General features: G+C 47.0%; 20 protein-coding genes. All 20 read left to right on the top strand.

Annotation, left to right across the window (positions count from 1 at the left end):
* The first annotated feature begins 41 nt into the window (after positions 1-41).
* The 20 genes from surE to IE092_RS15170 all read left to right on the top strand — a co-directional run bounded on the left by surE (position 42) and on the right by IE092_RS15170 (position 20,718).
* A complete protein-coding gene (gene surE, locus IE092_RS15265; RefSeq protein ID WP_189358116.1) occupies positions 42-779 on the top strand; it encodes a 5'/3'-nucleotidase SurE in 738 nt (245 codons plus the stop codon).
* Positions 776-1,594: a protein-L-isoaspartate(D-aspartate) O-methyltransferase gene (locus IE092_RS15260; RefSeq protein WP_189358060.1), complete on the top strand. Its 819-nt coding sequence runs from the start codon at positions 776-778 to the stop codon at positions 1,592-1,594. The genes surE and IE092_RS15260 overlap by 4 nt, the downstream gene beginning before the upstream one ends.
* Before the next feature lie 141 nt (positions 1,595-1,735).
* The gene (locus IE092_RS15255; RefSeq protein ID WP_229793204.1) at positions 1,736-2,620 is read left to right on the top strand and encodes a peptidoglycan DD-metalloendopeptidase family protein; all 885 of its coding nucleotides are present in this window, start codon (positions 1,736-1,738) and stop codon (positions 2,618-2,620) included.
* Between the two features lie 124 nt (positions 2,621-2,744).
* Entirely contained in the window at positions 2,745-3,776 is a 1,032-nt protein-coding gene (gene rpoS, locus IE092_RS15250) for an RNA polymerase sigma factor RpoS (RefSeq protein WP_189358058.1), read from the top strand.
* Between the two features lie 94 nt (positions 3,777-3,870).
* On the top strand, positions 3,871-5,202 hold the full coding sequence (gene rlmD / locus IE092_RS15245) for a 23S rRNA (uracil(1939)-C(5))-methyltransferase RlmD (protein WP_189358057.1): 1,332 nt from the start codon (positions 3,871-3,873) through the stop codon (positions 5,200-5,202).
* 121 nt (positions 5,203-5,323) lie between these two features.
* Positions 5,324-5,749 carry a nucleoside-diphosphate kinase gene (ndk, locus tag IE092_RS15240; RefSeq protein ID WP_189358056.1) on the top strand — a complete coding sequence of 142 codons (426 nt, stop codon included), beginning with the start codon at positions 5,324-5,326 and terminating at the stop codon, positions 5,747-5,749.
* 75 nt (positions 5,750-5,824) lie between these two features.
* Entirely contained in the window at positions 5,825-6,982 is a 1,158-nt protein-coding gene (gene rlmN, locus IE092_RS15235) for a dual-specificity RNA methyltransferase RlmN (RefSeq protein ID WP_189358055.1), read from the top strand.
* Positions 6,983-7,005: 23 nt separating this feature from the next.
* Positions 7,006-7,785, top strand: coding sequence for a type IV pilus biogenesis/stability protein PilW (gene pilW, locus IE092_RS15230; RefSeq protein WP_189358054.1), 780 nt, complete (start codon positions 7,006-7,008; stop codon positions 7,783-7,785).
* On the top strand, positions 7,778-8,701 hold the full coding sequence (locus IE092_RS15225; RefSeq protein ID WP_189358053.1) for a helix-turn-helix domain-containing protein: 924 nt from the start codon (positions 7,778-7,780) through the stop codon (positions 8,699-8,701). The genes pilW and IE092_RS15225 overlap by 8 nt, the downstream gene beginning before the upstream one ends.
* Complete coding sequence (ispG, locus tag IE092_RS15220; protein ID WP_189358052.1) at positions 8,698-9,957, top strand: flavodoxin-dependent (E)-4-hydroxy-3-methylbut-2-enyl-diphosphate synthase; 1,260 nt, start codon at positions 8,698-8,700, stop codon at positions 9,955-9,957. The genes IE092_RS15225 and ispG overlap by 4 nt, the downstream gene beginning before the upstream one ends.
* A 15-nt stretch (positions 9,958-9,972) precedes the next feature.
* Positions 9,973-11,322, top strand: a complete 1,350-nt coding sequence (gene hisS / locus IE092_RS15215; protein ID WP_189358051.1) for a histidine--tRNA ligase — start codon at positions 9,973-9,975, stop codon at positions 11,320-11,322.
* A gap of 11 nt (positions 11,323-11,333) precedes the next feature.
* Complete coding sequence (locus tag IE092_RS15210; RefSeq protein ID WP_189358050.1) at positions 11,334-11,978, top strand: YfgM family protein; 645 nt, start codon at positions 11,334-11,336, stop codon at positions 11,976-11,978.
* Positions 11,979-11,991: 13 nt separating this feature from the next.
* On the top strand, positions 11,992-13,137 hold the full coding sequence (gene bamB / locus IE092_RS15205) for an outer membrane protein assembly factor BamB (protein ID WP_189358049.1): 1,146 nt from the start codon (positions 11,992-11,994) through the stop codon (positions 13,135-13,137).
* An 18-nt stretch (positions 13,138-13,155) separates the two neighbouring features.
* Positions 13,156-14,505: a ribosome biogenesis GTPase Der gene (der, locus tag IE092_RS15200; protein WP_189358048.1), complete on the top strand. Its 1,350-nt coding sequence runs from the start codon at positions 13,156-13,158 to the stop codon at positions 14,503-14,505.
* A 99-nt stretch (positions 14,506-14,604) separates the two neighbouring features.
* Positions 14,605-14,841 carry an RNA chaperone Hfq gene (gene hfq, locus IE092_RS15195; protein ID WP_189358047.1) on the top strand — a complete coding sequence of 79 codons (237 nt, stop codon included), beginning with the start codon at positions 14,605-14,607 and terminating at the stop codon, positions 14,839-14,841.
* A 36-nt stretch (positions 14,842-14,877) separates the two neighbouring features.
* Entirely contained in the window at positions 14,878-16,005 is a 1,128-nt protein-coding gene (gene hflX, locus IE092_RS15190) for a GTPase HflX (protein WP_189358046.1), read from the top strand.
* A gap of 22 nt (positions 16,006-16,027) precedes the next feature.
* Positions 16,028-17,275 carry an FtsH protease activity modulator HflK gene (gene hflK, locus IE092_RS15185; protein ID WP_189358115.1) on the top strand — a complete coding sequence of 416 codons (1,248 nt, stop codon included), beginning with the start codon at positions 16,028-16,030 and terminating at the stop codon, positions 17,273-17,275.
* Entirely contained in the window at positions 17,275-18,165 is an 891-nt protein-coding gene (gene hflC / locus IE092_RS15180) for a protease modulator HflC (protein WP_189358045.1), read from the top strand. The genes hflK and hflC overlap by 1 nt, the downstream gene beginning before the upstream one ends.
* Before the next feature lie 84 nt (positions 18,166-18,249).
* Entirely contained in the window at positions 18,250-19,401 is a 1,152-nt protein-coding gene (locus tag IE092_RS15175) for an ATP phosphoribosyltransferase regulatory subunit (protein WP_189358044.1), read from the top strand.
* A 3-nt stretch (positions 19,402-19,404) separates the two neighbouring features.
* Entirely contained in the window at positions 19,405-20,718 is a 1,314-nt protein-coding gene (locus tag IE092_RS15170; RefSeq protein ID WP_189358043.1) for an adenylosuccinate synthase, read from the top strand.
* Positions 20,719-20,745: the final 27 nt, after the last annotated feature.

Raw genomic sequence — 20,745 nt, 5'->3', positions numbered from 1 at the left:
TCGTTAGAATATCCACCTTTTCGTCATGTAAAATTGAAATGATGAATATTTTGATTAGTAATGACGACGGGTATCTCGCGCCGGGATTGCTGGCATTATCTCAGGCACTTTCGAGTTTCGCGAATGTTACCGTTGTCGCACCTGACTCAAACCGGTCAGGCGCGTCAAATGCGCTGACGTTAGATAGGCCTCTTTTTGTTGAGCAAGCTTCTAACGGTTTTTACTTTGTGAATGGTACCCCTGCCGATTGTGTTCATATCGCTTTAACCAGCCTTATGCAGGTCAGGCCGGATCTTGTTGTTTCCGGTATTAATCAGGGGCAAAATCTGGGAGACGATACACTTTATTCCGGTACGGTTGCGGCTGCTACAGAAGGCTACTTATTCGGAATTCCATCGATTGCTTTTTCACAAGTTGATAAAGGGTGGATGCATCTGGATGCTGCGGCTCAAGTCGCCGCTAAGCTTGTTAAGCATCAATTTCCGGAACTGGGTAAACGATACCTGTTAAACGTTAATATCCCAAACCAACCAATAAACCAAATACTGGGTGTGCGTAAGGCTAGATTGGGGAAGCGCCACAGCTCTGAGCCAGTCATTCGCATGAGTGACCCCAAAGGCCGAGATATGTACTGGATTGGGCCGCCCGGTGGTGTTGACGACGGTAGTTTCGATACGGATTTTGCAATAGTGGCAAACCGATATGTTTCAGTAACACCGTTGCAAATTGATTTGACTCACTTTGAACAATTGCGGCATCTGGAATTGGATAGTTTATGACGTCTCCGGAAAAGCGCTTTCCATTATCACTTTCGTCGGTTGTACAGACGGGTGGGAAGCCCTCAGCGATTGCAAATACCTTGTATTCCGGGCAAACGGCGATGCAAAATTCCCGTCAGATTCGCGATTTGCATCAAAAAAACATGGCGCCGATTCCTGTTGTCGCATCAGTTGAGCGAGAGCCGGTACCCGAAGGGCTGCGCAAAGCGATGGTGCAGAGGATTGCGCAGCTTGGTGTGAAGGATAGGATCGTCCTGGATGCCATGCTTTCAATCCCTCGTCATGCATTTCTTGAGCCTGGAATGGTTGGGCAGGCATATATCGATGCATCTCTGCCGATCGGACATCATCAGACTATCTCTCAGCCATATATTGTTGCAAGAATGATTGAGTTGATGAGGGCTGGAAAGGATCTGGACCGCGTACTCGAGGTTGGAACGGGTTGCGGCTATCAGGCGGCAGTTTTGTCGCTTGTATCGAAAGAAGTTTTTTCAATAGAGAGAATCCGGGCTTTACATGATCTTGCAAAGAGTAATTTACGGCCGTTGAGAATAGCAAATATCAGGCTCCATTATGGTGATGGGTGCGGTGGGTTGAAATTAATAGCACCATTTGATGGCATTATTTTGGCAGCTGCCGGGATTGAGATTCCAGAGGAATTATTGCAGCAGCTAAAGATCGGTGGGCGTTTGGTCGCGCCTGTCGGAGGAAAGAGACAAATATTGCAGCTCATTGAGAGAATATCTCAGACAGAATGGCGTTCAACTGAGATTGAACAATGTCATTTTGTGCCGTTGAGATCAGGTGTGACCTGAAATTGTTAGTTATTTAATATAAAGTTCAGGATGCTGAAATTTAATACATATATTCCAGGATTGGCGGTAGTGACCGTCTTTTTTTTGTCAGCATGTTCAACGACGACGCATCAGGCGCCTGTTGAAGATAGGCGTGGGAGCATGATTCCACAAGAATCGGTTGTGATTCCGATTGTGCCAACTGTTAAAACTAGCCAGCCGAAATCTGCGGAGCCAATTCGCGGTACTTACGTTGTAAAGCGTGGTGATACGCTATATAAAATTGCACTTGATCATGGACGGAATTATACAGATCTGGTTTTGTGGAATGGGTTGAAGAACCCAAACGATATTAAAGTAGATCAAGTATTAAAAATTGCACCTCCGGAAACCGTTGCATCTCTTAGTGCTGCACAGACTGCGCCAGTTGCAAGTCCGGTAGTTTCTGAGGTGAGGCCGCTACAGGTAAATTCTAGTGTTACCGGAGTTGGTGGGGGGGCTGCAAATAAGGTGGCGCCAAAAGGCGATAAACGGGCATATTCTGAGGTTGCGTATGCGGAGCTTCAGAAGGTTGATTCGCAGCAGTCTTTATCGCCGCAGACTTTGCCTTCTACCGCTGTAACCCCGCCTCCAAAGAATCCTGAAAAGCCGAGCGAAAATTCTCCTCCAGTCGAGTCTGATAGTGTTGACTGGATGTGGCCAGTGGAATCCAAGCCATCGGCATTATTTGATGAGGGAAAAAATAAAGGACTCGATTTTTTAGGAAAGCTTGGGCAAGACATTCATGCTGCAGGCACTGGGCGAGTAATGTATGTAGGTAGTGGTATTCGAGGGTATGGAAATTTGGTTATATTGCGTCACAGTAACAATTTGCTCTCAGCGTATGCTCACAATAAGACAATAGTTGTGAAAGAAGGTCAGAACGTCACTAAGGGGCAAAAAATTGCTGAAATGGGCAATTCCGATAGTGATACTATAAAACTGCATTTTGAAATTAGATTGAACGGGAAGTCAGTTGATCCGGCAAAATACTTGCCGCCGCGTTGAGTAAGTATGGTTTTGTCAGGGGCATTTGTACCTGATTGCGAAGTAATGATTCATCTGCAAGTAAGCATCACAAAGCTGGGGTGTTCACCCTTTGACCAACCGATGAACTGCTGTGGTGATAATTATGCAAAAAAATGCAAACCATGATTCAGAGTCGGGGGAGTTTTCAGTTGAGAACTCCCTTTTGGACGATCCTGCGTTGTTAGAGCAAGCTGGCGAGCAATCAGACGGTGACGAAGATTCTTCGGATGAGGCTGCAGAGCCCGCAGCAACGGTTGTGGCACCGATCGATGAATTGAAAAGTGTTTTGGCAGCAGAGCTTTCTACGGATACTACACAGTTTTACTTAAATCAAATAGGAACCAGACCTTTATTTGATGCGGCAGAAGAGTTGCACTTCGCAACCCTGGCTAAACAGGGGAATTTTCAGGCGCGGCAAAAAATGATAGAGCATAATCTGCGGCTGGTTGTCTCAATCGCGAAGCATTACATTAACCGTGGGGTTGCTCTGCTGGATATGATCGAGGAGGGTAACCTTGGTTTAATGCATGCGATCGATAAATTTGAGCCGGAGCGAGGTTTTCGCTTTTCAACTTACGCAACCTGGTGGATTCGGCAAAGTATCGAACGAGCCATCATGAATCAGGCGCGAACAATTCGCCTTCCTGTGCATATGGTTCGGGAGTTGAATCAGATATTGCGGGCTAAATATCATCTCGAATCTCAGCGAAGTGATGGGCGCGATGCAAATCTTGAAGATATTGCTTTGCTTGTCGATAGGCCGGTGGATGAGGTTCAAGATATTCTGGCACTGTCCGAGCACGCTGCATCACTCGATACGCCACTGGATAACGACCCTCAGTCAAGTTTGATGGATATGTTGCCTGGTGATGCGGATGATGGGCCTGATTCACGTGCTGAGCATCATGAGATGGCGTTACTAGTGCGTGATTGGTTATCAAAATTGCCGGATAAGCAGCGAATTGTCGTGATTCGTCGGTTTGGTCTCGATAATGATGATCCCGCGACACTCGAAACTCTTGCTGATGAAATGGGTATTACCAGGGAACGTGTCCGCCAGATTCAGCAAGAGGCTTTGATTAAACTTAAGAGGACTTTTTTGTCACGCGGGGTTGGTAGGGATGCATTTATTTGAGTGTCACTGGTTGGTTCGCCATCTCTAATTCTCTATAATTCTGATTTTATTTAACAAAAGGTAGCGGACGGTAGGTCGTCCGCTTTTGGTTTTTATGAGCGCAATTAATATCTCGTCACTTGATATGGATGCCCGTGGTGTCGGGCACATGGTTAACGAAGATGGAAGTCAGGGAAAGGTTGTATTTGTTGAGGGTGCATTGCCAGGTGAGCGAGTTTCGTTCAGTACATTTAAGAAAAAAAATAGTTTTGAGGTCGCTGAGTTGACGGAGTTGCATGTTGCCTCGTCACAGCGGGTGAAGCCAAAGTGTGAATTTTTTGGGGTATGTGGTGGGTGTTCCATGCAGCATCTTGAGCCGTCAGCGCAGGTGTCTGTAAAGCAAAGGGTACTTGAAGATAATCTTAAGCATATTGGTAAGGTTCGCCCTGATACTATCCTGCGTCCGATTCAGGGGCCAACTTGGGGTTATCGCTTCAGGGCCAGGCTGTCTGTGCGGAATGTGCATAAAAAGGGGATGGTGCTGGTTGGATTTCACGAGAAAAAATCTCGGTATGTGGCCAATATGGAGACATGTCAGATTTTGCCGCGGCATGTATCTGGCATGTTAATGCCACTTCGTAATTTAATTTCATCTTTGTCTATTGTTGAGCAGTTGCCGCAAATTGAACTCGCGATCGGTGAGGGCAAGACAGTAATGGTGTTGAGGATTATGGCTCCATTGACTGAGAGAGATGAGGTTTTGCTGAAGGAGTTTGCTGATCGGCATAAGATTTATTGGTGGTTGCAAACAAAAGGACCAGATTCCGCGGAGCCGTACTATCCAAATGATCCAGAGCTTCATTATTTATTGCCGGAATTTGGCGTAAAAATGCCGTTTAAACCCACCGATTTTACTCAGGTAAATCATCAGATTAATCGTGTGCTGGTTGCCAGGGCATTAAGAATGCTCGATATTCAGGCTGGTGATCGTGTTGCAGATTTGTTTTGCGGGATCGGAAATTTTACGTTGCCTATAGCTACGCTTGCCAGAGAGGTTGTTGGTATTGAGGGTAGTCAGGCCTTAACTGAGCGAGCAATGGAAAATGCTATTGCTAATGGATTGGCAGAGAAAGTTTCATTTGGAACTCGCAATTTATTTGAAGTAGATGCAAAAGATTTGCTGGGATTGGGGAGTTTCGACAGGATGTTGATTGATCCGCCTCGAGATGGTGCGCAGGCTGTTTGTCAGGCGCTTGCGGCGATCTCTAGAGAAGTGCCTGACCGGTTGCCTAAGCGTATCGTCTACGTCTCCTGTAGTCCGTCAACGTTAGCGAGGGATGCAGGGATTCTGGTCGCCGAGGCTGGGTATAAAATGAAAGCAGCCGGTGTAGTTAACATGTTCCCTCATACATCGCATGTCGAATCCATGGCAGTTTTTGATCGTTAATGGGTTGTTCATTGCTTAATTTCTCGCTCAATCTTATCTGTGCCACTATTCATGCTAAAATCTAAGGTTGGATGATTTCTTTTGAATTTATCTTAACTTATTCATTTTATTGGAGTTTTTCATGGCTATCGAACGTACTTTATCCATCATTAAACCAGATGCAGTTGCAAAAAATGTTATCGGTCAAATTTATAGCCGTTTTGAAGGTGCAGGCCTGAAAGTAGTGGCTGCTCGCATGGTTCAGTTATCTCGTGCTGAAGCAGAAGGCTTCTATGCTGTTCACCGTGAGCGTCCATTCTTTAAAGATCTGGTCGACTTCATGGTTTCCGGTCCTGTAATGATTCAGGTATTGGAAGGTGAAGGCGCGATTCTGAAAAATCGCGATCTCATGGGCGCGACTGACCCTAAGAAAGCTGAAAAAGGCACTATTCGTGCGGATTTCGCAGACAGTATCGATGCAAATGCTGTTCATGGTTCCGATGCTGCTGAAACTGCAGCAGTTGAGATTGCATATTTTTTTCCTGCTTTAAACGTCTACTCTCGTTAATTTGAGTTGGATGTAATGTAGTAATTTGTTGGCTCACCATCGAATGATATAGGTGGTGAGCCGGAGAGGTTTTGTATGACTGCACCTGTTAATTTACTCGATTTTGATCCGGCTGGATTCATAGCTTATTGCGATGAATTGGGGGAAAAAGCATTTCGGGCTAAACAGTTGCAACGATGGATTCATCAGTTCGGTGAGTCTGACTTTGCACGAATGACAGATCTTGCAAAGTCATTGCGTGAGAAAATGTCTCGCTGTGCCGAAGTTCGCGCTCCGTCTGCTATAAGTGATCACGTTTCTTCTGATGGTACCCGCAAGTGGTTGATCGATGTTGGTCAGGGTAATGCTGTGGAGACGGTTTATATCCCCGAGGAAACTCGTGGTACGCTTTGTGTATCCACTCAGGCGGGTTGTGCTGTCAATTGTCGGTTTTGCTCAACTGGGAAACAGGGATTTAGTCGTAATTTATCGGTGTCTGAAATTATTGGTCAACTTTGGATGGCAGAGTTTGAACTGCGGCGATCGAAGGGTGTTCAGCCAGGACCAAAAGGCGATAGGCAAATTACTAATGTAGTTATGATGGGAATGGGGGAGCCGCTGCTTAATTTTGACCCTACTGTGGCAGCGTTAAAATTGATGCTGGATGATAATGCGTACGGATTATCCCGGCGTCGGGTGACCGTTTCTACCAGCGGTGTCGTTCCCATGATTGATAAGCTTGCGCAGGAGTGTCCCGTTGCTCTTGCTGTTTCCCTGCATGCGTCAAATGATGCTTTGCGAGATGTGTTGGTTCCGTTAAATAAAAAGTACCCACTGAAAGAGCTGATGGCGGCTTGTAAGCGCTATTTGGAATTCGCGCCAAGAGACTTTATTACATTTGAGTATTGCATGTTGGATGGGGTAAATGATACTGATTTGCATGCTAGGGAGTTAATTGCACTTGTAAAAGATGTCCCGTGCAAATTTAACTTGATCCCCTTTAATCCATTTCCTGAATCTGGTCTCAAGCGTTCAAACAACGTGCGTATCAAAGCATTTTCGCAAATCCTCCTGGATGCGGGCCTGGTTACGACGATTCGCAAAACCAGGGGAGATGATATCGATGCTGCCTGTGGTCAGTTGGCGGGGGATGTTCGTGACCGCACGAGGGTTCAGGAGCGAATGCAGAAAATGGCTGAGTACCAGACTAAATTTGGTGCTAATTTCGGGAAAATTGTGGAGATATCCTCTTGAGACGAACACTTGCTGGAATGCTGATGTTTTTGACCTTAGCGTCTGTAACATTTTCATTTTCGGGTTGCGCAACAAAGGGGCGACTGGATGTTGAGAAGGACAGTCAGTCGGAAAACGTTGACAAGGCTGAGCTACATCGTCGCGCAGCAATCCGGTTGCAGCTTGCTGTAAGTTACTACCAGCAGGGACAGTACAAGGTCGCGTTGGACGAAATCCGTCAGGCTCTTATCGTCGCACCTGATAATACGGATGCCTATGTTGTGAGGGCGTTGGTTTTTATGGAAATGGGCGAAAAGCAGCTGGCAGAAGATAATTTTGAATATGCACTGAAGCTCGAGCCAGGAAGGTCGGAAACCCTCAATAATTATGGTTGGTTCTTATGTCAATCCGGCCGTGAGAGGCGTGGGCTGCAATTATTGGATCGTGTTATCGCCGATTCTACGTACCCAACACCTGGATTGGCGTTGAATAACGCTGGCTTGTGTAGCCTTAAATTGAAGGACTCCGCTTTAGCGGAAAAATATTTTGCACAAGGTTTTAAGGTTGATCCTTCTCATTCCGGCGTAAATGCGAATCTGGCGAAAATTTACTTCGATAGAGGTGAGTTTTCACAAGCAAGGTTTTATATCCAGCGCGTGCTGAAGCAGGAAATTTATGCTGCTGATGTTTTGTGGCTCGCGATTAAGATTGAGCGTAAGTTGGGTGATGACTCTGCTGTTTCTTCGCTTGCCGCTCAGCTAAGAAAGCGTCATCCATCATCGAAAGAGCTTTTGTCAATGCAAAAAGGGGCATTTGATGAGTGAGCCTGGTTTCAATGGTATTCATTCCGAAACGGTGCAAAAGCCGGGGGTAATCCAAGAGAGTTCTTTAGGTTCGTATCTGCGCAGTAGACGTGAAGATGCCAGTAAAACAGCTCAACATGTTGCCGAAGCGTTGAAGATATCGATCAGGCAAGTTGGTTGGATTGAGTCTGATTCGTGGTCTCAGTTTCCCGCGCCAGCAATCGCGCGTGGCTTTGTCCGGTCGTATGCTCGGTTTGTCGGAATAGATTGGGATGAGATAGCCAACAAGCTTCCTGCAGAGCTTACGACAGTTAGTTTAATCGGGGATGCAAAGCCAGCATTGTCAACACCATTTTCTGATTCCAGTGCAAGATTTTTAAACAAATCTGGCTCTGGAAATTGGCGTTACCTATTGGGTGCATCAATTCTCGCGGTAATTGCATTTGTTTTTTTGCTATTTCAATATGCGGAGAAAAACGGCTATTTTCATCATAATTTAAATGATGTTAATGCTTCGTCTTCTGTTTCGGCGGAATCAAAGATTTCAGAAGTATCAAGAGAGAAATCCAGTCAGGTGGCTGATACAGTAGTAGATACGTTCCGTGCCCATGAGAGTCGTGATCAAGTTGCAAGTCCGGTTGCTAATTTCGGTGAAATTTCTGGATCTGGTTCAGCAGAGGGCTTGAAAGTTAATGTCGAATCTCAGGTTGTTGTAAGAGCAAGGGAAGATTCCTGGCTTCAGGTCAAGGGCTTCAGCGGGCAAGTGGTTTACTCCAAGTTGCTGAAAAGCGGTAGTGAAGAAAAATTTGATATTGCCGATGGCTTGAATATGAAGATTGGCAATGCCGCAGGCGTTGATGTATTTGTTAAAGGTTCTCCCTATAGTTTTCCTGTTTCCAAGGAAACGAATGTCGCTAATTTGGTAATTAATAAATGAGTACTGAGATTTTTTCGGGACCGCTCCAACGTTTGCCCCGCCTCGCGGCCAAAGTGAGTTACGGCAAAAAAGAAGTGATCATCGGTGGTGGGGCTCCTGTTGTCGTACAGTCGATGACGAATACCGATACTACGGATGTTATCGGGACAGCGATTCAAATTAAAGAGCTTGCCCGCGCTGGTTCGGAAATGGTTCGACTAACAGTGAATACTCCGGAGGCTGCTAAGGCAGTACCTGAAATTCGCAGTCAGTTGGATAAGATGGGAATTGATGTTCCGCTGGTAGGAGATTTTCACTACAACGGACATTTGCTGCTGAATGATTTTCCTGACTGCGCCCAAGCACTCTCAAAGTACAGAATTAATCCTGGAAATGTTGGCCAGGGAGCAAAGAAAGATCTGCAATTTGCAAAGATGATAGAAATTGCATGTCGATACGAAAAAACAATTCGAATCGGTGTGAACTGGGGGAGTTTAGATCAGAGTTTGCTGGCTCGTATCATGGATGAGAATGCTCGACGTGAGCAACCGTGGACAGCGCAAGGCGTAATGTATGAAGCATTAATCACCTCGGCAATTGAAAGCGCAATTAAAGCTGAAGAAATCGGGCTTGCATCAGACAAGATTGTGCTTTCATGTAAAGTGTCTGCGGTTCAGGATCTAATCGCGGTGTACACAGAACTTGCCCGCCGATGCCAATACCCGTTACATCTTGGATTGACAGAGGCAGGTATGGGCTCTAAGGGTATCGTTGCTTCAACAGCGGCACTTTCTGTGCTCATGCAGCAAGGTATCGGTGACACAATTCGGATTTCGTTGACACCTGAGCCAGGTGGCGACCGCTGTAAAGAAGTCTATGTTGCACAGGAGATTTTGCAGACTATGGGCTTGCGAAAATTTTCGCCGATGGTTATCGCGTGTCCGGGATGTGGCAGAACGACGTCTACAGTATTTCAGGAGCTTGCTGATAATATCCAGACATATTTACGTGATCAGATGCCGGTCTGGAAAGTGCAATTCCCAGGCGTGGAAAATATGAACGTTGCAGTTATGGGTTGTATTGTCAATGGGCCGGGTGAGTCTAAGCACGCAAATATCGGTATTAGTCTTCCCGGAACGGGTGAGTCGCCCGCTGCCCCAGTGTTTGTTGATGGTGTAAAGTTCAAAACGCTGCGTGGTGAGAATATTGCAAGTGAGTTCCAGAAGATCGTTCAGGAGTATGTTGTGAAAAACTATTCCAAGTCGCCTTCAGTGTAGAAATTGAGTGTCCAAATGTCAGAGAAAAAAGCAGAAAAAATTGTTGGTGTCAAAGGAATGAATGACATGCTCCCAAGTGATGCGCCACTTTGGGAAATTTTAGAAAACACTGTTCAGTCTGTGCTGAAAGGCTATGGTTTTCAGCAAATTCGCACGCCAATTGTCGAGCCGACAGGATTATTTGCTCGCGGATTAGGTGAAGTTACTGATATTGTTGAAAAGGAAATGTACTCTTTTCAGGATTCTCTGAACGGAGATCTTCTTACCTTGCGTCCTGAAGGTACCGCTGGCGTGGTTCGTGCGGCTATTGAGCATAACCTCGTCTATGATGGTCCGAAGCGTTTATGGTATGTCGGACCAATGTTCCGTCACGAAAAGCCGCAACGTGGACGCTACCGTCAGTTTCATCAGTTTGGAGCGGAGGCGCTGGGCTTCTCAGGTCCGGATATTGATGCCGAAATGATCTTAATGTGTCAGCGTTTATGGGATGACCTGGGGCTTCAGAATATTCGCCTTGAAATTAATTCCATCGGTGATGCGGAAGAGCGCAATCGTCACCGAGCAGCGCTGATCGAATATTTCGAAAAACACACCGAGCTGCTTGATGAGGATGCAAAGCGACGTCTGTACTCTAATCCGTTGCGGATTCTAGATACTAAAAATCCTGCCATGCAGGCTTTGGTAAATGCAGCGCCAAAACTGATTGAATATCTTGGTGAAGAGTCTATGGCGCACTTTAACGGCGTACAGGCTATTTTGAACGCGAACAACGTGCCATTTAAAATCAATCCTCGCCTCGTGCGCGGCATGGATTACTACAACCGTACGGTGTTTGAATGGGTGACTGATGAATTAGGTGCTCAGGGTACGGTGTGTGCCGGTGGTCGCTATGATTCATTGTTTTCGACATTCGGTGGAAAATTCACGCCCGCATGCGGCTTTGCGATGGGGGTTGAGCGCTTGCTGGAGTTGTTGAAAATTTCATCGGACATGCCTGTTAATGCTGAATGCGATGTTTACCTTGTACATCAATCCGATGCAGCGCAATTGCAGGCGATTATTGCTGCGGAGCGCATGCGTGATGCAGGAATTAACGCAATTGTTCATTGCTCAACGATAAATGGCCGTGGCAGCTTTAAGTCTCAGATGAAGAAGGCCGATGCAAGTGGTGCCGCATACGCAGTTATCATCGGTGAAGATGAGCTTGCTTCTGGCAACTTAACGGTTAAGGCCCTTAGGGCTGAAAACTCTGAAACTAATCAGGTTTTGATCGGCGCGGAGACAATCGTCGATTATCTTATTGGACAGCTCACAGATTCCAGCGATGACTGCTGTGATGATCCTGAACACGTTCACTTACATTAATAGAAAAAGATATGGCATACGATTTAGAAGAACAGGAACAGCTGGCGAATCTTAAAGCTGTCTGGAAGCAATATGGAAATATCGCAACATGGGTGCTGATTGCCGGACTGGGTTCATACGCTGGCTGGAGTTACTGGAACTCATTTCAACAGTCTAAATCCTCAGAAGCTTCTGTTTTGTTTGAGGAACTCAACAAAGCAGTCGCTGGTAAGGATGATAAGCAGGTTCAGCGAGTGACTTCTGACTTGAAGGAGCGTTTTCCTTCCAGTCATTATGTTGAAATGACTGTTTTAATCGCTGCGAAGTCTGCATATGATTCAGGTGATATTAAGCATGCTAAAGAGTTGTTGAATTCGATAGTCGGCACAACTAAGAATGAAGAATATCGTGCTCTGGCAAAAATCAGGTTATCCGGAATTTTGCTTGATGAGAAATCTTTTGATGATGCCGCTAAACTGATAAATTCCGATTTCCCGGAAGAATTTCTCGCGGATCAGGCTGATCGCAGAGGGGATATTCTGGTTGCACAAGGGAAAGTTGAGGAAGCCCGTAAGGCTTACCAGACTGCACTTGAAAAAATGAAAGATAAATCTGCAGGGAAACCATTAGTCCAGATTAAACTGGATGCTATCGGTGGTACTACAGATAAATCTTAATCGGAAATTTTCTATGCGTTTGCTCGTACAAATAATCCCGTTAGTTGTTGGCTTGGCTTTAACAGGTTGTTCTTCATGGAATCCGTTCTCAAAAACAGAATCGAAAAAACCTGCTGACCTGATCGAGGTGAAGCAATCAATGTCTGTGAAACAGCAGTGGTCGTTGTCCGTTGGTCGCAGTGAAAATTACTTTTTTGTTCCTGCAATTGATGGTGGTACGGGTTATGCGGCTGCAGCCGATGGCAGTGTTGTTAAGTTTGATGTGGTCACTGGCAGGCAATTCTGGAAGGTGAATGCTGGTTCCCGTTTGACAGCAGGTATTGCCGCTGGCGATGGATTGTTAGTCGTTGCTGGCGAAAAAGGTAAGATTGTAGGATTGTCTTCGGTTGACGGTGCTGTGAAATGGTCTGTTTCTGAGTCAAGCGAAATCCTTTCGATTCCATTGATAAATTCCGGCACCGTGATCGTAAGGACAAATGAGAACAAGATTATTGCTCTTGATGTTGCAAATGGTACGCGCAAGTGGATGGTAGAGCGGCCTTTGCCTAGTCTTACGCTCCGTGCTGCTTCCGGTATGACGGTGGTTAACGATAGTCTGATTGCGGCTTTACCTGGCGGAAAACTGACCGCCGTTTCTCTTGCCAATGGCGCGATTAAATGGGATGCAGTTGTCGGGGAACCAAAAGGCGCTACTGAATTAGAGCGTGTCGCAGATGTGATGGGTATCCCATCCGTTGTAGGAAAAATCGTTTGTGCGGTGACTTATCAGGGACGCGTAGGTTGTTTTGATGCGCAGACTGGAGTCCAGCGATGGGTAAAGCCAGTTTCCAGTGAAGTTGGTGCAAGCGCTGATGAGCGGTTTGTCTTCGCTGCCGATGTAAATGGTGTTGTGACAGCTTACTCCAGAGAAGGTGGGGCAAGCGCATGGAAAAACGATAAATTACTTCACAGGGGATTAAGTTCGCCGGTTTCCTTCGGCAACGTGGTTGCTTTAGGTGATTTTGCAGGTTATATCCATTTTTTATCAAGAGAAGATGGCTCGTTTGCAGCAAGGTTAGCGACGGATGGCAGTGCTGTTCTCGGCAATCCGGTTGTTGCAGGGTCTCGCTTGATTTTACAAACAAAAGGCGGATCTGTTGTGTCCGTCGGTATTGAATAAGTATTTAATAAGAAATTTATGAAGCCGGTTATTGCACTTATTGGGCGACCAAATGTCGGAAAGTCTACGCTGTTTAATCGGCTTACCCGTTCGCGAGATGCACTCGTTGCAGATTTACCAGGCTTGACCCGTGATCGTCACTATGGTGAGGGGAGGGTGGGTGATCGTCCGTTTCTTGTGATCGATACAGGTGGCTTTGAGCCTGTAGCGAAAGAAGGTATTGTTCATGAGATGGCGAAACAAACCAAACAGGCAGTTGCTGAAGCTGATGTCGTCGTTTTTATTGTAGATGGACGTCAGGGACTGACGCCGCATGATAAAACAATTACTGATTATCTGAGAAAAAGTAATCGTCCAGTGATGCTGGTAGTTAACAAAGCAGAAGGGATGAAGTATACGTCAGTTACTGCAGATTTTTATGAATTGGGAATGGGAGATCCCTACGTCATTTCTGCTGCGCATGGCGATGGCGTAAATGATCTGGTTCGTGAGGCAATCGATTTTGCTTTCAAGAGCCGCCCTGAGCTGGAAGAAGACCCAGAGGAAGACGAAAATCAACGTGGCGTAAGAATCGCTCTGGTAGGTCGCCCGAATGTCGGTAAGTCTACTCTGGTCAACACTTTGCTTGGTGAAGAGCGGGTTATTGCATTTGATATGCCGGGGACGACGCGAGATTCCATTGAGATTCCTTTTGAGCGAGATGGTAAGCCATATTCGCTGATCGATACCGCCGGTATTCGGCGGCGTGGCAAAGTGTTTGAGGCTATTGAGAAGTTCTCTGTTGTAAAGACATTGCAATCGATTTCGGAGGCGAATGTTGTTGTGTTGATGCTTGATGCGCAGCAGGATATTTCTGAACAAGATGCGCATATCGCGGGGTTTGTCCTTGAGTCTGGTCGCGCTTTAGTGGTTGCCATCAACAAATGGGACGGGCTTGACAGCGATAAGCGGGACGAAATTAAAATCGATATTGAACGAAAGCTCAATTTCCTGACGTTTGCTAAATTTCACTTTATTTCGGCTCTGAAATCCACTGGTATCGGACCTTTGCTGAAGTCGGTTGACTCTGCCTATGCAGCAGCAATGGCAAAATTGCCGACGCCGAAGCTGACGCGTGCGTTGCAGGAGGCAGTTGAACACCAGCAACCTAAACGAAAAGGGTCTATACGTCCGAAAATGCGTTATGCGCATCAAGGTGGTCAGAATCCTCCGGTGATTGTTATCCACGGAAATTCTTTGGAGGCAATCAGTGATAGCTATAAACGCTACCTCGAAAAGCATTTCCGTGATACCTTTTCGTTAATCGGAACGCCACTTCGTATTGAGATGCGGAACGGTAAAAATCCTTTTGATAAAGAGCGTGACTAAGTTCTTTTGCAAAAATCTATAATAAGAGTCAATGCGTGGGTACTTGATTTTTTAAAATGTACCCCCAACTCCTGAACACAACTAAAAAATGGAGCTGATATGAGCAACAAAGGGCAATTGTTACAAGACCCATTCCTGAATGCATTGCGTAAAGAGCATATTCCTGTTTCGATTTATCTGGTGAACGGAATTAAGCTGCAGGGGCATATCGAATCATTCGATCAGTATGTCGTCTTGTTGCGTAACACCGTAACGCAAATGGTTTACAAACACGCGATTTCTACAGTCGTTCCTGCTCGCGCAGTAAATATTAATTCCGACTCCGAAGCAGAGTGAATTTGTGAGTATTGTATCTATTGAGTGCTTCCCGAAATGCGCGCAGTTTTAGTAGGCGTCGATTTTGGGGGTGTTGATTTTGCAGCAAGTTTTGAAGAGCTTGTGTTACTTGCAAAGTCAGCAGGTGTCAGGGACTATGACGCGGTAACTTGCAAACGATCCGGACCTGATGCAGCACTTTTCATCGGCTCAGGTAAGGCACAGGAAGTATCTGATCTGATTGTGCTTTGCCAGGCTGAAATTGCTATTTTCAATCACGCACTGTCGCCGGCGCAGCAAAGAAATCTGGAAAAAGTGCTGAAGGTTCGTGTTGTTGACCGAACAAGCCTGATTCTGGATATTTTCGCGCAGCGGGCAAAAAGTCATGAGGGTAAACTGCAAGTTGAGCTTGCTCAGTTGCAGCATCTTGCTACTCGTCTCGTTCGCGGATGGACTCATCTTGAGCGGCAAAAAGGTGGTATTGGATTGCGCGGTCCAGGTGAGACACAGCTTGAAACAGACCGCCGACTGCTGGGTGAACGCGTGAAAATGCTGAAATCCCGGCTTGGTAAGTTGCAGAAGCAGCGGGAAACTCAGCGTAGAGCGCGAAACAAAAACAATGGTTTTACGGTTTCACTTGTCGGCTATACCAATGCGGGTAAGTCGACACTGTTTAATGCATTGACCAAGGCAGGCGCCTACGCTGCAGATCAATTGTTTGCCACCCTCGATACGACTTCGCGACGCCTTTATTTGCCGGATGTCGGAAATGTTGTTCTCTCAGACACCGTCGGATTCGTCAGGGAGCTGCCGCATCAGCTTGTCGCTGCATTTCGTACAACGCTGGAAGAAACGATACATGCAGATTTGTTACTGCATGTGATTGATGCAGCAAGCTCCAGTCGTACAGATCAGATTGAGCAGGTGAATCACGTTCTCGCGGAAATTGGTGCAGAATCTGTTCCGCAACTTCTCGTCTATAACAAAATAGATCTCTCAGGCGGCTCGCCGGAAGTTGTTTTGGATGACTGTGGTAGAATCGCGCGCGTGTCGGTAAGCGCCCGTACAGGTGATGGTTTGTCGGAATTGCGTTCCGCCATTGCCGGGTTTGCTGCGGAAAAATATGCAGCTCAGTCAGATGAAACTTCTGAAGATGAGGCTGATATCCGTTTTTTATCCCACTGAATTTACTTTGAAAAGATTCAGCATGTTACCTTCGATTCGCAACAAGCTCAAAGCGATCATGTCACTGAACGATCCGAAATGGGGTAACGATTCCCGCAACGGTGACAAGAAAAATGAAAACAAGGGCGCAGACTCTCCTCCGGATCTGGATCAGATCTGGCGTGATGCGGTACAGCGCTGGAATGCATTGCTTTCCGGAAAAAACGGATCTGCTCCGCAGGGAGGTGGTTCCGATTCCGGCATGCGCGGAGCCGGGTTGGTGGCTGCTTTAATTGCCGGTGTATGGCTGGTAAGTGGTGTATTCATCGTGCAGGAAGGGCAGACCGCGGTGATTACGACCTTCGGAAAGTTCACAGGTACCGCAAGTCCGGGTATGAACTGGCGTATTCCTTATCCTGTTCAGCAACATGAAATCGTTAATTTGTCGAAAGTGCGTACTATTGAAGTAGGGTACCGTTCATCCTCAAAGTCGAAGCAACCAAGAGAAGCATTAATGCTGACGGATGATGAGAATATCGTCGACGTGCAGTTTGCTGTGCAATACAAATTGAAGAGCGCTTCTGAGTTTTTGTTCAATAATCGTGATCAGGACGAAGATCTGATTCGCCAGGTGGCTGAAACAGCCGTCCGTGAGGTTGTCGGGAAGAATAAAATGGACTTCGTATTGTACGAAGGACGTGACAAAGTTTCTCTCGATGTGGCTTCATTAATGCAGCAGATTCTTGAGCGCTATCAGGCTGGTATTTTAGTGACGAATGTCACTATGCAGGGCGTGCAACCGCCCGAGCAAGTACAGGCGGCGTTCGATGATGCGGTTAAGGCTGGCCAGGATAAAGAGCGTCAGAAGAACGAAGGTCAGGCTTATGCGAATGAGGTGATTCCTAAGGCAAAAGGTGAGGCTTCCCGTATTATTCAGGAGGCCGAGGGCTACCGTGCAAAAGTGGTTGCCAATGCTGAGGGTAATGCATCCCGTTTCAAACAAGTGCTTGCCGAGTATCAGAAGGCGCCTGCCGTTACCCGTGATCGTATGTATCTGGAAACAATGCAGCAAATTTTTGCCAGCACCAGTAAGGTGATGATGGATAGTAAATCGGGAAATAACATGGTTTACATTCCGCTTGATAAGATGATGAACGGCCAGGAGGCTGTTAACTCCGGCAAGGCTGCCGCCGCGGTGCCCGGTGCATCACACGATCCAGTACAGGGCGTTGAAATTAAAGCACCGAAAGATGCTAGGGCGCGTGATGTTCGTGAGAGGGAGGGACGATAATGAATCGAGTGATGGTGGTATTGTCCGGATTTTTCCTGGCGCTGATTGCTTTGTCTTCGTCGGTATTTGTTGTTGATCAGAAATCATATGCGATTGTGTTTTCATTTGGTGAAGTGAAATCTGTCGTCAGTGAACCGGGGTTGCACCCTAAGTGGCCGCTTATTCAGAACGTTGTTTTTTTCGATAAACGCATTCTGACAATCGACTCATCTGAGGCTGATCGTTTTATTACTGCGGAAAAGAAAAATATCCTGGTCGATTCGTACGTGAAATGGCGCATTTCTGATCCGAAAGTATATTTCGTGAGTTTTGGTGATAAGAACCAGCGTGCGGAAGAGCGCCTTTCTCAAATCGTAAAAGCAGCACTGAACGAAGTCATCACTAAGCATTCTATTCGTGATGTTATTTCGGGTGAACGTGCGAAAGTGATGGACTCGATCAAGGCGCGTGTCAGTGAAGATGCTCGTCAGATTGGTGTGTCGATTATTGATGTTCGCCTGAAGCGTGTTGATTATGTCGAGCAGATTAATAACTCCGTTTATGATCGTATGCGTGCTGAGCGTACCCGTGTTGCTAATGAGTTGCGTTCAACCGGTGCGGCGGAGTCAGAGCAAATCCGTGCGGATGCAGATCGTCAGCGCATGGTGATTCTCGCGGATGCTAACCGTCAGTCTGAAGAGATTCGCGGTGCAGGTGATGCGGAAGCATCGCAGATTTACGCGCAGGCATTTGGTCAGAATCCGGAGTTTTATAAATTTTATAAAAGCCTGGAAGCCTACCGTTCAAGCTTTAAAAATAAATCTGACTTGCTGGTCGTCGATCCGGCATCTGACTTTTTCCGCTATTTCAAAGGTAGTGGTACAGCTGCACAACCGGCGAAGTCTAAGTAATTTTTCCTGATTGTTCTGATGCGGCGACCCATACTTTGTATGGGTCGCTTTTTGATTGTTTTTTCTGATTATTAGGTATTTGTCATGCCAACATGGCTGCTTCCTGAAAAAATTGCTGATGTATTGCCTTCTGAGGCGCGAAAAATCGAAGAGCTGCGCCGCAGTTTTCTGGACAGATTCCGCGTATATGGCTACGAAATGGTTGTGCCCCCGATGCTGGAGTATCTGGAGTCCTTGTTAACGGGTGCGGGCAAAGATATGGATTTGCGCACCTTTAAACTTGTAGATCAGGTTTCCGGTCGCAGCATGGGTATTCGTGCTGACATGACTACACAGGTTGCGCGAATTGATGCCCATTTGCTTAACCGTGCAAGCGTTACGCGGCTCTGTTACGCCGGTAGCGTGCTGCAAACGGAGCCTTCAGGCTTGCATGCAACCCGTGAGCCGTTTCAGATCGGCGCAGAAATATATGGCCACGCCGGGCTGGAGGCAGACGCTGAGATTCAGGAGCTGGTGTTGTCCAGTCTTGAGTTAATTGGTATGAAAGCCGTCAGAATTGATCTTTGCCACGTCGGTGTGCTGAAGGCAATTCTCCAGCTGGATCCGGTTGCTAAGCGGGATGAGGATATCTTGTTTTCTTTGCTGGAATCAAAGGATGTTCCGGGCTTGCAATCAATTTCTGTGGCATATGAGCCGGTGGTTCGTGACGCATTGCTGGCATTGCCTTCCCTGTACGGCGATCTGAGTGTGATTGAGAAAGCGGCGCAGATTTTGCCGCGTACGACAGGCATCCAGAATGCGTTAAATGACTTGCAATATCTGGGCGAAATTGCCGGAAAAGAGCACGTAACTGTCGATCTCTCGGACCTAAGAGGGTATCATTACCATAGTGGTGTAATGTTTAGCGTATTTGTGGATGGTTTGCCGAATGCTGTCGCCAGGGGTGGTCGTTATGATCATGTTGGCGAGGCGTTCGGTCGTGCGCGTCCGGCAACCGGCTTTTCGCTCGATTTGCGTGAGCTGGCACGTCTGATGCCGGTTGCTGAAAGAAAACCCGCCATTCGTGCTCCCTGGGGCAATGACCCTGCTTTGCGCGCCCGTATCCGGGAATTGCGTGATCAGGGTGAAATTGTGATTCAGGTGATGCCGGGGCACGAAAATGAGCAGGACGAATTCGAATGCAAGCAAAGTCTTGTTTGCAGCGAAGGTCAATGGATTCTTCAAAATGTGGACTAAGTAATGTCAAACTCGAAAAATGCAAAAAATGTCGTCGTCATTGGTACCCAGTGGGGCGATGAAGGTAAAGGTAAGATTGTTGACTGGCTGACCGATCACGCGGAAGGCGTTGTTCGTTTTCAGGGTGGTCACAATGCCGGTCACACACTGGTGATTGGCGGGCAAAAAACGGCACTGCAACTGATTCCTTCCGGCATTATGCGTCCGGGCGTGGCGTGCTACATCGGCAACGGTGTGGTGTTGTCTGTTCCGGATCTGATGCGTGAGATCGATAAGCTGGAAGCGAATGGCGTGGAAGTGGCTTCCCGTCTGAAGGTTTCTGAAGCCTGTCCGATCATCTTGCCTTACCACACTGCACTGGATGCAGCCCGTGAAGCTGCCCGTGGTGCAGCGAAAATCGGTACTACCGGCAAAGGTATCGGCCCTGCCTACGAAGATAAAGTAGCGCGCCGTGCGATTCGTGTTGCGGATTTGCTCAACGCAGAACGCTTTGCTGAAAAACTGAAAGAAAATCTGGATTATCACAACTTCGTGCTGACCAATTATCTGAAAGCACCTGCGGTCGACTTCCAGAAAACACTGGATGATGCACTGGCACTGGTTCCGCGTCTGCGTCCTATGGTGACTGATGTTTCCAGCGCTTTGTATGCAGCACACAAAGGCGGCTCTAACCTGCTGTTTGAAGGTGCGCAGGGTAGTCTGCTCGACGTCGATCACGGTACTTATCCGTTTGTGACTTCCAGTAACTGCGTCGCAGGTAACGCGGCTGCGGGTGCAGGTGTCGGTCCGAACATGCTGCACTACATCATGGGTATCACCAAGGCTTATACAACACGTGTTGGCTCTGGTCCGTTCCCGTCTGAGTTGCCAACTGATCAGGGTGTTGGTCACCATCTGGCCAGTGTTGGTCACGAATTTGGTACTGTTACTGGTCGTGCGCGTCGTTGTGGCTGGTTTGATGCAGCGTTGCTGCGCCGTTCCGTGCAAATCAACGGTGTTACCGGCATGTGCCTGACAAAACTGGACGTACTGGATGGTCTAGAAACACTGAAACTGTGCACTGGCTATACCGTGGACGGTCAGCCTGTAGATATTTTCCCTGTCGGTGCAGAAGAAGCGTCCCGCTGTGTTGCGGTATACGAAGAAATGCCAGGCTGGACAGATACAACTGTAGGTGCGAAATCTATGGAAGATCTGCCACTGAATGCGCGTAATTACATTAAGCGTATTGAAGAACTGGTTGGTGTGCCTGTTGATATGGTATCCACCGGCCCGGATCGCGAAGAAACGATCGTTCTTCGCCATCCATTTAACTAATAAGAAACAAGGAAAGATGAGATTGTT

Origin of the sequence: Cognatundibacterium squillarum (genome assembly GCF_014652435.1) — a bacterium.
Taxonomy (GTDB): Bacteria; Pseudomonadota; Gammaproteobacteria; order Burkholderiales; family Burkholderiaceae_D; genus Undibacterium; species Undibacterium squillarum.
Note: the sequence above shows the minus strand (reverse complement) of the source record. Positions and strands in the feature narration are given on the sequence as shown.